General features: G+C 72.1%; 14 protein-coding genes. 10 read left to right on the top strand and 4 right to left on the bottom strand.

What is annotated here, in order from left to right; translation table 11 throughout:
* Positions 1-367 precede the first annotated feature (367 nt).
* Together ABD120_RS08400 and ABD120_RS08395 are read left to right on the top strand one after the other, a co-directional pair.
* The gene (locus tag ABD120_RS08400; protein WP_343949159.1) at positions 368-1,015 is read left to right on the top strand and encodes a helix-turn-helix transcriptional regulator; all 648 of its coding nucleotides are present in this window, start codon (positions 368-370) and stop codon (positions 1,013-1,015) included.
* Between the two features lie 32 nt (positions 1,016-1,047).
* A complete protein-coding gene (locus tag ABD120_RS08395; RefSeq protein WP_343949158.1) occupies positions 1,048-1,518 on the top strand; it encodes a DUF3291 domain-containing protein in 471 nt (156 codons plus the stop codon).
* Here the strand turns inward: ABD120_RS08395 and ABD120_RS08390 are convergent.
* Both ABD120_RS08390 and ABD120_RS08385 read right to left on the bottom strand, forming a co-directional pair.
* The gene (locus ABD120_RS08390; RefSeq protein ID WP_343949157.1) at positions 1,470-2,747 is read right to left on the bottom strand and encodes a monooxygenase; all 1,278 of its coding nucleotides are present in this window, start codon (positions 2,745-2,747) and stop codon (positions 1,470-1,472) included. The genes ABD120_RS08395 and ABD120_RS08390 overlap by 49 nt on opposite strands.
* Before the next feature lie 215 nt (positions 2,748-2,962).
* Complete coding sequence (locus ABD120_RS08385; RefSeq protein ID WP_343949156.1) at positions 2,963-4,042, bottom strand: DUF3866 family protein; 1,080 nt, start codon at positions 4,040-4,042, stop codon at positions 2,963-2,965.
* Positions 4,043-4,081: 39 nt separating this feature from the next.
* On the opposite strand from ABD120_RS08385, the gene ABD120_RS08380 reads away from it, so the two are divergent.
* The 7 genes from ABD120_RS08380 (at position 4,082) to ABD120_RS08350 (ending at position 11,419) form a co-directional block, all read left to right on the top strand.
* Positions 4,082-5,044, top strand: a complete 963-nt coding sequence (locus tag ABD120_RS08380) for a helix-turn-helix transcriptional regulator (protein ID WP_343949155.1) — start codon at positions 4,082-4,084, stop codon at positions 5,042-5,044.
* Positions 5,045-5,079: 35 nt separating this feature from the next.
* Positions 5,080-6,045 carry a helix-turn-helix transcriptional regulator gene (locus tag ABD120_RS08375; protein WP_343949154.1) on the top strand — a complete coding sequence of 322 codons (966 nt, stop codon included), beginning with the start codon at positions 5,080-5,082 and terminating at the stop codon, positions 6,043-6,045.
* On the top strand, positions 6,042-6,230 hold the full coding sequence (locus ABD120_RS08370; protein ID WP_343949153.1) for a hypothetical protein: 189 nt from the start codon (positions 6,042-6,044) through the stop codon (positions 6,228-6,230). The genes ABD120_RS08375 and ABD120_RS08370 overlap by 4 nt, the downstream gene beginning before the upstream one ends.
* A gap of 70 nt (positions 6,231-6,300) precedes the next feature.
* On the top strand, positions 6,301-6,627 hold the full coding sequence (tatA, locus tag ABD120_RS08365; RefSeq protein WP_343949152.1) for a Sec-independent protein translocase subunit TatA: 327 nt from the start codon (positions 6,301-6,303) through the stop codon (positions 6,625-6,627).
* A gap of 35 nt (positions 6,628-6,662) precedes the next feature.
* Complete coding sequence (tatC, locus tag ABD120_RS08360) at positions 6,663-7,571, top strand: twin-arginine translocase subunit TatC (RefSeq protein WP_343949151.1); 909 nt, start codon at positions 6,663-6,665, stop codon at positions 7,569-7,571.
* Between the two features lie 9 nt (positions 7,572-7,580).
* A complete protein-coding gene (locus ABD120_RS08355) occupies positions 7,581-8,453 on the top strand; it encodes a diacylglycerol/lipid kinase family protein (RefSeq protein WP_343949150.1) in 873 nt (290 codons plus the stop codon).
* A gap of 242 nt (positions 8,454-8,695) precedes the next feature.
* Positions 8,696-11,419 carry a DEAD/DEAH box helicase gene (locus ABD120_RS08350; RefSeq protein ID WP_343949149.1) on the top strand — a complete coding sequence of 908 codons (2,724 nt, stop codon included), beginning with the start codon at positions 8,696-8,698 and terminating at the stop codon, positions 11,417-11,419.
* 3 nt (positions 11,420-11,422) lie between these two features.
* Here the strand turns inward: ABD120_RS08350 and ABD120_RS08345 are convergent, their stop codons facing one another.
* Positions 11,423-12,715: a glycoside hydrolase family 75 protein gene (locus ABD120_RS08345; protein WP_343949317.1), complete on the bottom strand. Its 1,293-nt coding sequence runs from the start codon at positions 12,713-12,715 to the stop codon at positions 11,423-11,425.
* A 323-nt stretch (positions 12,716-13,038) separates the two neighbouring features.
* Between ABD120_RS08345 and ABD120_RS08340 the strand changes: the two genes are divergently transcribed.
* Positions 13,039-13,209, top strand: coding sequence for a hypothetical protein (locus ABD120_RS08340; protein WP_343949148.1), 171 nt, complete (start codon positions 13,039-13,041; stop codon positions 13,207-13,209).
* Positions 13,210-13,327: 118 nt separating this feature from the next.
* Here the strand turns inward: ABD120_RS08340 and ABD120_RS08335 are convergent, their stop codons facing one another.
* Positions 13,328-14,749 carry an RNB domain-containing ribonuclease gene (locus ABD120_RS08335; protein WP_343949147.1) on the bottom strand — a complete coding sequence of 474 codons (1,422 nt, stop codon included), beginning with the start codon at positions 14,747-14,749 and terminating at the stop codon, positions 13,328-13,330.
* Between the last annotated feature and the right edge of the window lie 10 nt (positions 14,750-14,759).

Below are 14,759 nucleotides of genomic sequence, written 5' to 3'. Positions count from 1 at the left end.
CGCGCCGGCCGCCGTGAACGGCGCCGATGTTCGCCGACCGCCACCCCGCTGCCCCGGCGCCGCCTCCGCGACGAGCCTCCGGCTCCGCGTGCCGCCGCCGACTCCGCGACGCGCCTCGGGCCCGCGTCCCGTCGGTGGGTCCCGCGCCGCGCCTCGGGCGCCGTGTCCCGCCGCCGGGTCCGTGGTGGCCGCTGGCGGGTGTTCGGCGTGCTCACGTCGTTCGGGGGGCTGGAGCGCCTGGTGGCGCCTCAGAAGCGCCCTGAAGGCTCTCAGCCGAAGCTGTGCCCGTACGGGGCCGTTGTCCGTTCAGGCTGTGCGCGGGCCGTGGGAGGGCGGGGTGCGAAGTCGCGTCAATAGACTCAGGGGTGTGCGCGACGACGACCTTGACGCGGTGACCCACCTGCACGATCCCGTCCGGCGGGCGCTCTACGACCACGTCGTGGCCCAGGGGGGCGGTGTCGCGCGCGGGCAGGCCGCGGCGGCCGTGGGCGTGTCCCGGACGCTGGCCGCCCACCACCTCGACCGGCTCGTCGAGGCCGGTCTGCTGGAGAGCGGCTTCCAGGCACCGCTCAAGAAGGGGCCGGGCAGCGGCAGGCCCGCCAAGGTGTACCGCCGGGCCCCGGCCGAGCGCTCCGTGAACCTGCCGCCGCGCGACTACACCGTCGTCGCGGGCGTGCTCGCCGACGTGGTGGAGACGCTGGGCGCGGGCGAGCAGGCGGAGCGGGTCGCGCGACGGGCGGGCGAGCGCATCGGCGCCGGGCACGCGCACGAGCCGGTCGACGCGGTGCTGCGCGGGCGCGGGTACGAGCCCTACGCCGACGGCGACGCCATGCGGATGCGCAACTGCCCCTTCCACGCCCTGTCGCAGAACCACCCGGTGCTGGTGTGCGCCATGAACCTGGCCCTGTGCCAGGGACTGCTGGCCGGCATGGGGGAGGATCCGGACGCCGCGCGCATGGATCCCCGTCCCGGCGAGTGCTGCGTCACCCTCACTTCTATAAACAATGATGATTGACATAGAAGTTCCCGGCATGGTGAGGTGAGCGCATGCACCTGGCACAGATGAACGTCGCGCGGCTGATCGCGCCCGCGGACGACCCCCGAAGCGCCGACTTCATCGATGGATTGGAACCGATCAACTCCCTCGCCGACGGGGCCCCCGGCTTCGTGTGGCGCATGCAGGCCGACGAACTCGACCCGAGGGCGCTCATCGAGCACGTGGACCCCATGGTCATCACCACCTACTCGGTGTGGGAGTCGCGCGACGACCTGTGGAACTTCGTCTACCGCTCCGAGCACATGGACTACCTGCGGCGCCGCCGCGAGTGGTTCGAGCACATGCGCGACCCGTACGCCGTGATGTGGTGGATCCCCGTCGGCCACGTGCCGACCGTCCCCGAGGGCTTCGAGCGGCTGGAACGCCTCCGGACCCAGGGGCCGGGCCCCGAGGCGTTCACCTTCCGCGACTTCTACGAGGACGCCGAGGCGACGGCGATGCCGAGGCACATCTCGTCCTGAGTGCCCTCGCCCCAGACCACGTAACGCGGCGGCAACTCCTTCAGCAGCGGCAGCTGCGCGCGCAACCCCGCGTCGTGCGTGCAGGTCACCCGCAGGACGTCGCCCTTGCGCACGCTCACCGGCTCGGCCAGCGGCCGCAGCTCCTGGTTGTCGAAGTTGTAGTCCGGCACGTCCAGCAGCGTCCTGCCGTCCTTCTTGCCCGGGTTGAGTTCGACCTTGATCGAACGGCCCAGCAGGTGCATGTGCCCGGCCATCGCGTGCAGCGTGAACGCCGCCGGGGAGGTCATGTCGCAGTGCTGGGTCGGACCCGGCCGTGCCTTGCCCTTCGCGCACCCCTCGACCAGGCCCTGGACGTTCGTGACCGACTCCTCGCCGAATCTCTTGCCCACGTCCGTGACCGCCGCCTCGCGCTCGCACAGCGCGCCGGACTCCTGCTCGGTGCACGGCAGCTCGACCGGGGCCGCGAGCAGCTCGGTCGACAGCGGTGTGCGCGGGCCCGAGGCCAGGCGCAGCCGTACGCTCGACTGGTCCGCCCCGGCGGGTGCGCCGTCCAGCGCGAGCGTGCTGTAGTGGACCTGCATGACGATCATGCTGCCCTCGCGCATCGAGTAGCCGAGCTTCGGGTCGAGCAGGACCTCGTTCGCGCCCGGAGCCCAGTGGCCGATCCAGGACGCGTCGCGCACCCCGGCGTCGCCGAAGCAGGTCCAGCCCTCGCCGTCGGCGGCGGCGTCGACGGCCCGCACCTTGGCGACGTTCTCCGGCGGGACCGTGAACAGGATCGCGTGGTGCACGACCTGCGTGTTCTTCGCCGTGAACTGGGCTCCGGTCAGGAACGTCTCGCCCTTGCCCAGCGCGGGATCGATCATGAAGCAGCGGTACTCGTCGGTGCCGCCGTTCGGCGGCTTGGGGGTGTAGGGGGCGGGCATGCCCACCGTCGCGAAGCGCTCCCCCTCGCGCAGGGCGGCGGCGGGGGCGGGCTCGCCGGTGGAGTGCAGGCCGTGCCCGCCGCTCGGGTCCGTCCCCGAGGAAGCGGCCGAGGACGGCTCCGCCGGCGGCGCGGGGCTCGGCTGCGCCCCGGTGGCGGCCGTGCCGCAGGCGGCCAGCGTGAGCGCGGCGGCGGTGAGCGCCGCCGTCAAGGCGACCTTCGCGCCTCGGAAGGGGCCGCGGGTCCCGGCGCGGGCCGTGTGGGCGCCGGGCGCGGTGGTGCGAACGTGACGTAGTCGCATCATGACTCCACGCTCTCCCAGAGCGGGGCCGCAGTCATCCCTCCTGAGGATGAACGGCGGCGACCCTTTCGGACCACGCGGAGTACGACTTCCGTCCCAGCGGCGGACCGGTTCTCCGCCCAAGTGGCCGACCGCACCCCCACGCGGCTTTCCCGCCGTACGGCTTTACCCACCGCACGGCGTGCCCTGCCTGAGGGCGGATCGCTTCGGCGGTCCGCCTACTTCAGCAACCCTGCGGCGTGTCTGCCCGCCGCCGCGGAGGCGAGGAAGTAGGCGAGGTCCTCCTCCAGCCCGCGCCCCATGGTCGACAACCGCACCGGGCAGGCGCGCAACGCCTCGTGCAGGCCCTCCACGGGTACGCTCACGAGTTCGTGCCGCACGGCGAGAAGCTCCGCCTGGTCGCGCACCCGCTCGCCGAACTCGCCGGGCAGTTCGGGCACCGGCACCTGGGCGGGCGAGAGCGCCACCCGCCCGTAGGCGGTCAGCGAGTGGTGGGAGACCCCCACGTGCCGCTCGCGCGCGTCGCCCTCGCTGACGCGCAGCGCCGCCACGGGGCGCCCCTGAAGGACGGCGGCCGCGTTGACGGCCTCGCCCGCCGACACGCCGGAGAATCCCCACCGGGTACCGGTGCCGAGGTTGCCCGGCCCCTGCGCGACGACCGCCACGTCGGCGTCGAGGACGTGACGGGCGGCCAGGAGCCCGGTGTGGGTGGTGACCGCCTCGACGTCGCCGCCGAACGCCTGCCCGACCGTGACCACGCCGGCCAGCCAGTCGAGCTCGCGCAGCCGGGCGGCCGACATCGAGAACCAGGCGGGCAGCGCGCCGCCGTCGAGCATCACGTAGGCGACCCGGACGCCGGGCCGGTCGGCGTACAGGCCGCAGAGGATGGGGGCCAGCGCGGAGTGCAGGTCGGCGACGACGACGGGCATGCCGTCGAGCGAGTCGGCCTCGCGCAGCGCCTCGTGGAAGTCGGAGTCCTGCTCGTCGGCTCCGAGGACGGTGGCCTGCAACGGCGTGTATCGTGCTTTTACCAGGTGGCCGGGACCGTCAGGATCTTCCGGCAATCGGTTCGGGACCGCCACCACCATGGCGTACCCTCCCGTACCGAGACCCATCGCGAGTGCCGTCGTGTTGAGAAGGACCTCGTCGCCGGGTTCCGGGCGGCCGACCAAGGGGGGGTAGGCCAGCGCCCGGCATCGGACCGCGGGTTCGTCCGAGGTCACGACGACGTCGAGTTCCACCGCTCCCGGCCATTCGCGGCGGATCGCCGTCACTTCGCCCTTGCGCCATCTGATCACGAGGGCAGGGTAGCGTCGAACACAGGAGGAGTGAGGCGGATGTCGCGCCGTAAGACCGAGCGGTTGCTGAATCTGGTGATCTGCCTGCTCGCCACCCGGCGCCCGCTGTCGGCCGAGCAGATCCGCCAGGCCGTGCCCGGCTACGACCGCGACGGCGACGAGGCGTTCCAGCGGATGTTCGAGCGCGACAAGAACGAGTTGCGCGAGATCGGCATCCCCATCGACGTGGTCCGCGACCCGTGGGAGGACGAGCCCGGCTACCGGATCGAGCGCGAGTCGTACGAACTGCCGGAGATCCACCTGGAGCCGGACGAGGCCGCCGTGCTCGGCCTGGCCGCCCAGGTCTGGCAGCGCGCCAGCCTGGCTGAGGCGGCCTCCGGAGCGCTGCTCAAGCTGCGCGCGGGCGGCGTCGCGGCCGAGGAGGCCGGGGGAGGGGCGCTGGAGCTGCGGGTCGACACCCGCGACCCGGCCTTCCCCGCCCTGTGGGACGCCGTACGCGACCGCAGGGCCGTGCGCTTCGACTACCGGGGCGCGGGCAGCGAGAGCGTGCGCACCCGTACGGTCGAGCCGTGGGGCGTGGTCAGCAGGCGCGGCCGCTGGTACCTCATCGGGCACGACCGCGACCGGGCGGCCTCGCGTGCCTTCCGGCTGAGCCGGATCGCCGGCCAGGTCGCGCCCGTAGGCCGGGCCGGTGACGTGGAGGTGCCGCAGGGCGTCGACCTGCGGGCTCTGGTGGGCTTCCCCGACGAGGGCCCGGAGGAGCGCACGGCGACCGTACGCGTGCGCCGGGGCTGCTGCGAGGGCCTGCGCCAGAAGGCCGTCCTCGTCGAGGCGGGCACGGGCGAGGACGGCTGGGACACGATGACGCTGCGGTTCTCGGACCCCGAACGGCTGGCCGGGTGGGTCGCCACGATGGGCGCGGGGGTCGTGGTCCTCGACCCGCCGGACGCCCGCGAGTCCGTCATCCGCAGGCTGAAGGGCGCCCTGGCGGGTCAGGCATGACCCGCGCGCGCACCACGAGAAGGGGAGAGGGCGCGATGAGCGCAAGCGCCGACCGGTTGCCGAGGCTGCTGTCGCTGGTGCCGTACCTGATGTCCCACCCGGGGGCGACGGTCGGCGAGGTGGCGGAGGTGTTCGGGCTGAGCGAGAAGCAGGTCATCGACGACCTGCAACTGGTGTGGATGTGCGGGCTGCCCGGCCACACGCCGGGCGATCTCATCGACGTCTCCTGGGACGGCGGCGAGATCCTCATCGACAACGCCGACACCATCGCCAGGCCGCTGCGGCTCGGCATCGACGAGGCCAGCGCGCTGCTCGTCGCGCTGCGCACGCTGGCGGCCATGCCCGAACTGGCCGAGGTGCCGGGCGACGCGTTGCCGAGGGTGGTGGCCAAGCTGGAGCGCGCCGCGGGCGAGGGCGCCGCGGCGGTCAGTACCCAGGTCGCAGTGGACGTCGAGGCCCAGCCGGACGCGCTGCCCCTGGTGCGCGCCGCCCTCACCTCGGGCCGCAGGCTGTCGCTGCGCTACTACGTGCCGGGCCGCGACGAGGTGACGCCGCGCGAGGTCGATCCCACCCGGGTGCTGGTCGTCGACGGCCGCACCTACCTGGAGGGCTGGTGCTACCGGGCCGAGGCGATGCGCCTGTTCCGCCTCGACCGGATCCAGAGCGTCGAGGTCCTCGCCCTGGCGGCCGACCCGCCCGCGGGCGCCGAGCCGATCGACGTCACCCAGGGCGTCTTCCGGCCCTCGCCGACCGACGAACTGGTCGAGCTGGAGGTGAGCGCGGACGGGCGGTGGGTCGCCGAGTACTACCCGTGCGAGGCCGTCACCGAGCTCGGCGAGGGACGCCAGCGCATCGCGTTGCGCGCCCGCGACGAGGACTGGGTGCTCAGGCTGGCGCTGCGGCTCGGCGACACCGGCCGGGTGGTGGCACCCGTGTCGATGGCCGAGCGGGTGCGCGAGGAGGCCGAGCGGGCGCTGGCGCTGTACTCTCACGGTTCATGACGTGGATCCTCGCGGCCTCGGGCCTGGCGCTCGCGGGCCTGGCGGTGCTGGCGGTGATCGGGCTGAGGGTCGTCGCGGCGGCGCGGCGGCTGCGTTCGGAGGTCGCGCGGGCGCAGGAGCGGATTTCTCCCGTGGAACAGCGTCTGCGGGGGCAAATCCGGATGAACAAGACCGCCAAGGGGTGAGTCTGGGCGCACGGCAGCGTACGATCGTGGCTGAGACTCCCTCTCGCTCGCTGATATAAGGAAGTTGCCCATGTCCTTCGGACCTGAGTGGATCGTCGTCATCCTCGTGCTCCTGCTGCTGTTCGGGGGCAAGAAGCTGCCGGATCTCGCGCGCGGTGTGGGCCGGTCCCTGCGCATCTTCAAGGCGGAGACCAGCTCGATGCACAAGGACGACGACGAGGACAAGCCGTCGCCGACCGTCGTGCAGGGCCAGACGGTGCAGCCGCAGCCCGCTCCCTCGGCGCAGCAGATTCCCCCGGCCGCGCCCGTCCTCACACCGGAGGAGCAGGCCCGGCGCCTTGAGGAGGAGGCGGCCCGGCTGCGTGCCGGCGCCAAGACCGCCGACAAGCAGGCGTGATCCCTAGCACGTTCCCTCACACCCAGGACTGGTAGATGGCGCTGCTGAAGAAGCCGCGCTCCGGGGGTTCGGAGCCGCCCGACCCCGAGGGGCGCATGCCGCTGATGGACCACTTGCGCGAGCTGCGCAACCGGGTCGTCGTCAGCGTGATCGCGGTCGCGGTGACGACCATCGTCGGGTTGATCTTCTTCGACCCGATCTGGGCGTTCATGTCCGAGCCGTACTGCAGTCTGCCCATTGCGCAGAAGGTCCGTGAGGGCACGTGCACGTTCGCGGTGCGCGGGGTCTTCGAGTCCTTCTTCGTCAACATCAAGGTCGCGGCCCTGGTCGGGGTCGTCGCGGCCTCCCCGATCTGGCTGCACCAGCTCTGGTCGTTCGTCACCCCAGCGCTCTATCGCAACGAGAAGAAGTACACCGTCGTCTTCTTGGTGATCGCGGTGCCGCTCTTCTTCCTCGGCGCGTTCTTCGCCTACCTGGTGATGGACACCAGCCTGGGCTTCATGTTGTCGTTCATGCCCGACAGCGCGCTGCCCTTCCTGGAGATGAGCGACTACCTCACCTACTGGGTGATCATGCTGGCGGTGTTCGGCGTCTCCTTCGAGCTGCCGCTGCTGCTGATCTTCCTGAACGTGATCGGTGTCCTGCCGCGCGCGACGCTCGTCAAGCACCGACGCATGATCATCTTCCTGCTGTTCGTGTTCAGCGCGATCATCACGCCGGGCGGCGACATCATCACCATGGCCATGCTGGCCGGGCCGATGGTGCTGTTGTTCGCGGTCGCCGAGCTGATCATGTTCGTCCGTGAGCGGCGCAACCCGGCCGTCGACTCCTACGAGGGGCTCGACGACGACGAGGCTTCACCGCTCGACCTGTCCTCGGAGCCCGAGACCGCCTCCGACCTCGACAGCCCCGCCGATCTGGATTCCAAGAACGAACGCCGGTAGGTTCCGGGCGTGTCTTCGCAACTCGCCCTTCTGGTCAACCCGGCCGCCCGAGGCGGCCGGACCGTGCGGCTGCTGGCGCCGGTCGTGCGCCGCCTGCGAGCGGGCGGTGCCGACGTCAGCGTGATCGTCGGCGACGATCCGGCCGACGCCCTCCAGCGGGCCGTCACGGCCGTGGCCGAGGGTCCTGACGCGCTGGTGGCCTTCGGCGGCGACGGTCTGGTGCACCTGGCCGTCCAGGCGGTGGCGGGCACCGGCGTGCCCCTCGGCGTCATCCCGGCCGGCACCGGCAACGACATCGCCGCCGCGCTCGGCCTGCCGGTCAAGGATCCGCTGGCGGCGGCGGAGACCGTACTTCGCATGGAGCCGCGCCGGATCGACGCGGCCCGCGCGGGCGACGAGTGGTTCGCCGGGGTGCTCTGCTGCGGCTTCGACTCCCGCGTCAATGAGCGCGCCAACCGGCTGACCTGGCCGCCCGGCAGGGCCAGGTACCTCGTGGCGCTGGCGGAGGAACTGCGCGCCTTCCGCCCGATCCCGTTCCGGGTCACGCTCGACGGCGAGGTGGTGGAGCGGGAGGCGATGCTCGTGGCGGTGGCCAACACCGGCTCGTACGGCGCCGGCATGCGGGTCTGCCCCGACGCGAGGCCCGACGACGGCCTGCTCGACGTGCTGATCCTGCGCGCGGTGCCGAAGGCCGAGTTCGTTCGTGTCTTCCCGAGCGTCTACCGGGGCACGCACGTCCGGCACCCGGCGGTCTCGATCAGGCGGGCGGCGAGCGTGGGGGTGGAGGCGCCAGGGGTGATCGCCTACGCCGACGGCGAACGCGTCGGCCCGCTTCCGCTGACCTGCCGGATCGAACCCGGCGCGCTGAGCGTCCTCATGTGATCTACTTTGTAAAGGTGCTCGCCACGTGCACGGCCGCTTCCGCTGTGCGGGCCGCACGATGGGCCGTGGACCGGAATGGCATCCGAAACCGGGCAGGAAGCGGCTCCTGAGCCGCCGACGGACCGCTGACCTCGGCGCGGCAGGGGCCGGAGGCCCGGTTCGGCCTCATGGAGCACTCATGGAGCACAGGTGCGCCGATTACCTGGCCTGACCGGAAAGACGGTTTCGGTAGGCTGATCGGTATGACGACGCCAGCGGAGCGCTACGCCGACTTCCGCGAGAGACACGGGGACGACGGCCCCGCCCTGGGCTCGTTCCGGGGTCTGTACGACTTCTCGCTCGATGAGTTCCAACTCGACGCGTGCCGGGCACTGGAGGCGGGCGACGGCGTCCTCGTCGCCGCGCCCACCGGCTCCGGCAAGACCGTCGTCGGCGAGTTCGCCGTCCACCTGGCCCTGGAGCAGGGCCAGAAGTGCTTCTACACCACGCCGATCAAGGCGCTGTCCAACCAGAAGTACAACGACCTGGTCAAACGGTACGGCACCGCCAAGGTCGGCCTGCTCACCGGCGACAACAGCGTCAACGGCGAGGCACCCATCGTGGTCATGACCACCGAGGTGCTGCGCAACATGCTCTACGCCGGTTCGGCCACGCTGGCCGGTCTCGGCTTCGTCGTCATGGACGAGGTCCACTACCTCGCCGACCGCTTCAGAGGCGCGGTCTGGGAAGAGGTCATCATCCACCTGCCCGAGTCCGTCAGACTCGTGGCGCTGTCGGCGACGGTCAGCAACGCCGAGGAGTTCGGCGAATGGCTCGGCGAGGTGCGCGGCGACACGACCGTCATCGTCGACGAGCACCGTCCGGTCCCGCTGTGGCAGCACATGATGGTCGGCCACCGCGTCTACGACCTGTTCATCACCGACGACCTGACCCCCCGCATCAACCCCACGCTCATGCGCGTCACCCTCGACGCCGAGCGCCTCACGCAGGGCAAGGGCAGAAGGGGGTACTCCCGGCCGACGCGCTCGCGGCCGCCGGACCGCGCCCGCGTCATCGAGAAGCTCGACTCCGAGGGCCTGCTGCCGTCGATCACCTTCATCTTCTCCCGGGCCGGCTGCGACGCCGCCGTCATGCAGTGCCTCTACTCGGGCATCCGGCTCACCACCGAGCGCGAGCAGCACGAGATCCGCCAGCTCGTCGACGAACGCACCGCCCACCTGCCCGACGAGGACCTCGCCGTCCTCGGCTACCTGGAGTGGCGCGACTGCCTGGAGCGCGGCCTGGCCGCCCACCACGCGGGCATGCTGCCGGCCTTCAAGGAGGTCGTCGAGGAGCTGTTCACCCGCGGCCTGGTCAAGGCGGTCTTCGCCACCGAGACCCTCGCGCTCGGCATCAACATGCCCGCCCGCAGCGTCGTCATCGAGAAGCTCGACAAGTGGAACGGCGAGACCCACGCCGACCTCACCCCCGGCGAGTACACCCAGCTCACCGGCCGGGCCGGACGGCGCGGCATCGACGTCGAGGGCCACGCCGTCGTCCTGTGGCAGCCCGGCATGGACCCGCTGGCCGTGGCAGGGCTCGCGGGCACCCGCACCTACCCGTTGCGCTCCAGCTTCCAGCCGTCCTACAACATGGCCGTCAACCTGGTCGGGCAGTTCGGCAAGGAACGCACCAAGACGCTGCTGGAGGCGTCCTTCGCGCAGTTCCAGGCCGATCGGGCGGTCGTCGGGCTGGCCAAGCAACTGCGCAAGCAGGAGGAGGCGCTCGACGGCTACCAGCGGGCGATGAGCTGCCACCTCGGCGACTTCCCCGAGTACGCGAACCTGCGCCGCCGCCTGTCCGACCGCGAGAGCGAGCTGTCCAAGCAGCGCGGCGCGGCCCGGCGTGCGGCGGCGGCCAAGTCGCTGGAGTCGCTGCAGCCCGGCGACGTCATCCGCGTCCCGGGCGGCCGCCGGGCGGGCCTGGCGATCGTGCTCGACCCCGGCCGCAACCCGCGCGGCCACGGTCCCACCCCGCTCGTGCTCACCATCGGCAAGCAGGTCAAGAAGCTCGACCCGGCCGACTTCCCCGTCCCGGTCGAGCCGATCGAGAAGGTGCGCATCCCCAAGAACTTCAACCCGCGCGCCCCCAAGGAGCGCGCCAACCTGGTCTCCTCGCTGCTGGCCAAGATCGGCGACCGCGACCTGGGCAAGCCCGCCCGCGCCCGCGACCACGCGGTCGAGGACGAGGAGATCAACGAGCTGCGGCGGCTCATCCGCCAGCACCCCTGCCACGGCTGTGACGAGCGCGAGGACCATGCCCGCTGGGCCGAGCGCTACTACAAGCTGTTGCGCGAGACCGAGGGGCTGCGCCGCCGCGTCGAGGGCCGCTCCCACGTCATCTCCCGCACCTTCGACCGCATCTGCGCGGTGCTGGAGCAGCTCGGCTACCTCGACGGCGAGACCGTCACCGACGAGGGCCGCCGTCTCGGCCGCCTCTACACCGAGCTCGACCTGCTGACCGCAGAGTGCCTGCGGCAGGGGTTGTGGGAGGAGCTGGAGCCCGCTGAACTGGCCGCGTGCGTGTCGGCGCTGGTCTTCGAGTCGCGCCAGTCCGACGACGCGCGCCGTCCAAAGATCCCCGCCGGGCGGGCCCAGGACGCGCTCACCCAGATGGTGCGGTTGTGGGGCGAACTGGAGGGCATCGAGAACGACCACGGCCTGTCCACCATCCGCGAACCCGACCTGGGCTTCGCCTGGGCCGCCTTCCGCTGGACCAAGGGTCACAGTCTCGACGCCGTCCTGCTGGACGGTGTCAACGGCAGCGAACTGGCGGCCGGTGACTTCGTCCGCTGGATCAAGCAGCTCATGGACCTGCTGAGCCAGCTCGGCAACGCCGCGCCCAAGGGCAGCAAGGTCAAGCAGACTGCGGGCCGCGCGATGGACGCGATGCGCCGGGGCGTCGTCGCCTACTCCTCCCTGACGTAGCGCTCAGCCGGTGTCGACGAGACGCTGGGCCAGTTGGCGGCCCAGCGTGATCGCCTGGTCGTGGTCCTCGATGCGCTGCACCTTGGTCCCCGCGCCGGTGAAGGCGATGTAGGTGACCGGGCCGTCCGTGCCGCCCACGCGCGGGTCCGGGTTGATGCCGAGGTTGGCGGCGGCCGCGTACGACGCCTCCCCGATGATCGTGGCCGGGCCGGTGTCGCCCATCACCGTGTACTCCACCTGCCCGTTGTAGACGATCGCGACGACGCTGCCGCAGCCGATGCCCCTGGTCCGGTAGTCCCAGGTGGAGCTGGGGCTGGGCACCACCATGTACGGCAGCGCGGCCGAGTTCAGATAGCCGCCGGTGCTCGCCGTGCAGAACGTCTGCGGCTGGAAGCAGCAGTCGGTGTCCTCGTTGCACTGCGGGGTGCGCACGCCGTCGCAGTCGATGTCCATGTCGGCGGTCCAGTGCACCGCCGTCGGCTTGCCGCACACCTGGACGGTGGCCTGCGAGACGTCGGTGTCGGTCTTGTAGCTGCCGGAGGAGATCTGGTCGCAGGTGTTCACCTTGGCCAGCAGTTGCGCGGCCGTCGGGCCGCCCTGGCCGGTGTCGGCCCGCCCGGTGACCGGCGCGCTCCTGGCCGACTCGTTGCCCGCCGCGTCGTAGGCGCTGACGGTGTAGGTGTGGGAGGAGCCGGTGGCCAGCCCGCCGATCGTCGCGGCAGCGGTCGGCGAGGTCGCCACGACGGTGCCGCCCTCGTAGATCCGGTAGCCGCTCACGCCGACGTTGTCGGTGGATTCCTGCCAGGTCAGCGAGATGCTGGTCGCGGAGGTGCCGCTCACGCGCGGGTTCGCGGGGATGCTCGGCGCCTGGCCGTCCGGGCCTGCGGGGCCGCTGACCGACAGGCGGTCGAGGTTCGGGCCCCCGCTGGCCCGGGTGCCGGTGGCGCGGACGGTGTTGACGCCCGCCGCGAGGGTCGTGGTGACCCTGCCGTCCACGCAGGTGGACCATGCGCCGGTGCCGGGGAAGGCCACCTCGGCCGCGACGGTGACGCCGTTGACGGCGATGTCCATCGGCCGGGTGGAGGCGGTGCCGTTGGCGTACCGGAAGGTCAGCGTGTGCGTGCCCGCCTCGGCCACGTTGACCGACCACTCGATGTGGCCGCCCGCGGTGTTGACGAAGTCGACGAAGCCGGTGCCGGTGTAGCCCGCGTGGTTGGTGGCCACGGTGGCCTGCGACAGGGCGGCGGCTTCCGCCTGGTACTCCGTCGCGGCCGAGGCGGGCGGGGTGGCCTCCAGGTAGTCGAGGTTGGGGTTGCCTTCCGGGCCGCGCGAGGTGATCCGTTAACGCGGCTGAGCGACCCATGGAACTCCCTCTCAAGATTGTCAGGAAGGTTTCCTGACAACCATCGTGAATGCCGCTCCACGGCCTGGCCAGCCGTCGGCCGTAAACTGACCGCCCGGTCAAGAAGGTGTCGTGGACAGTTCACCCAACGTCACCCTCGGGGCAGTTTTCTCGCGGAGGAGGCTGGAAATCCCCATGTCGAAGACCTTCGGACGCTCCCGCTGCGGCCCGCCCCCGACGCGGGAGACGACGTCCGGCCATCCGTCAGGAGGTTGAGATGTTCGCCCTCGTCGCCGCTCTGCTGTTCGTCCTCGCCCTCATCTTCGAGATCGCCGGTGTGGCCGTCGGTGGCGTCGTCACCGTCACCACGCTCGGCACGGCGGGTCTCCTCTGTGTCGCGCTGCACCTGCTGGGCGTCGGCGCCGGCTGGACCCCGCTGAAGAAGTAGCGGCCGCCTCCGAGCCAGGACCCGCGCCATCCCCCGGTGGGCGCGGGTCCGCCATGTCCGGCCCCTGCCGGGCGGCCGGCGCTGTCGGACGGCCGGCGCTGTCACATGGCCGGCGCTGTCAGGTGGCCAGCGTGAAGCGGACCTCGCGGGTCGCGGGGTCGGCCCTGCTCAGCCGTACGGTCACCCGCTCCCCGAGCGGCAGCGCCCCGTCGCAGCGGGCGATCACCGCCGGTTCCACGAGCTGGACCTGCCCGCCCGCGCGCCGCTCGTCAACGTCGATCACCACGGCCTCGAACGTCTGCCCCACCTGCTCCCGCAGCAGGAACGCCTCCACCAGGTCCACGCACGCCCGCTCCACTGCCCCCGCGCGCCGCCCGGTCGAGGACATCACCCCGGGCAGCGACGGCAGCGCCGCCCGCACCCAGCCGGGCACCGGCTCACCGGCGGCCACCGCCAGGCACACCTCCGTGGCGAAGCGGTCCACGAGACGCCGTAGTGGCGCGGTCACGTGCGTGTACGGCGCCGCCACCGCCGCGTGCTCGGCCTGCGCGGGCGGGTCGCCGTCGAAGGCCACGTAGCCCGCGCCGCGCAGCAGCACCTTCGACTCCTGCAAAAAGGCCGCCTGGTGCGGTGCCTTCGGGTCCAGCGCGTGCACGACCTGCCCGTAGGAGGCGCCGTCCGGCCACGGCACGTCCAGCGCGTGGGCGACCCGCCGTACCGTGGCAAGGGCCTCGGGCCGGGGCGGCGGCAGCACGCGCAGGACGCCGACCTCCGCGTCGAGCATCATCGCGGCGGCGGCCATGCCGGTCAGCAGCGAGATCTGCGCGTTCCACGCCTCGGCGGGCACGGGAAGGCGGTACTCCAGCCGGTAGCCGCCGTCGTCGCGGACGATCTCCTGCTCGGGGGTGGGGAGCGTCACGCCGCCGCGCGCCCGCTCCCGCGCCAGTCGCAGCTGCCCGATCTCGGCGAGCAGCCCGAGCGTGCCGTCCGCGGTGCCGGTGTCGGCGGCGGCCTGGACGTAGTCGTAGTCGAGCCGTTCCCTGCTGCGTACCAGCGCCCGGTGCACGTCGGCGCCGAGGGTGGCGCCCTCGGCGTCCAGGTCGACGCGCCAGACGGCGGCGGGCCGGTCGACGCCGGGCAGCAGGCTCGCGGCGCCCTCCGACAGGGCCCGGGGGTGCAGCGGGACCGTACCGTCCGGCAGGTAGACGGTCTCTCCCCTGGCCCGTGCCTCGGCGTCCACGGCGCCGCCGGGCCGGACGAAGGAGCCGACGTCGGCGATGGCGTACCAGACGCGGTAGCCGCCTCGGATCCGCTCCAGGTGCATCGCCTGGTCGAGGTCCATCGACCCGGGCGGGTCGATCGTGACGAAGGGGACGTCGGTGAGGTCCCGCCGGTCGCGCTCGGCCGCCCGCGCCGACTCCGCCTCGTCGAGGACGGCGGGCGGGAAGTCACCGGGGAGCCTCAGCTCGCGCCGGATGCGTTCGAAGCCGTCGTCCAACCGGGCGGGTACGTCGCCGTGTACGCGGATGCTCTTCGTCACGCGAACAACC

Origin of the sequence: Nonomuraea longicatena (assembly GCF_039525605.1) — a bacterium.
GTDB classification, from domain to species: domain Bacteria; phylum Actinomycetota; class Actinomycetes; order Streptosporangiales; family Streptosporangiaceae; genus Nonomuraea; species Nonomuraea longicatena.
This window is presented reverse-complemented; position numbering and strand designations above follow the sequence as displayed.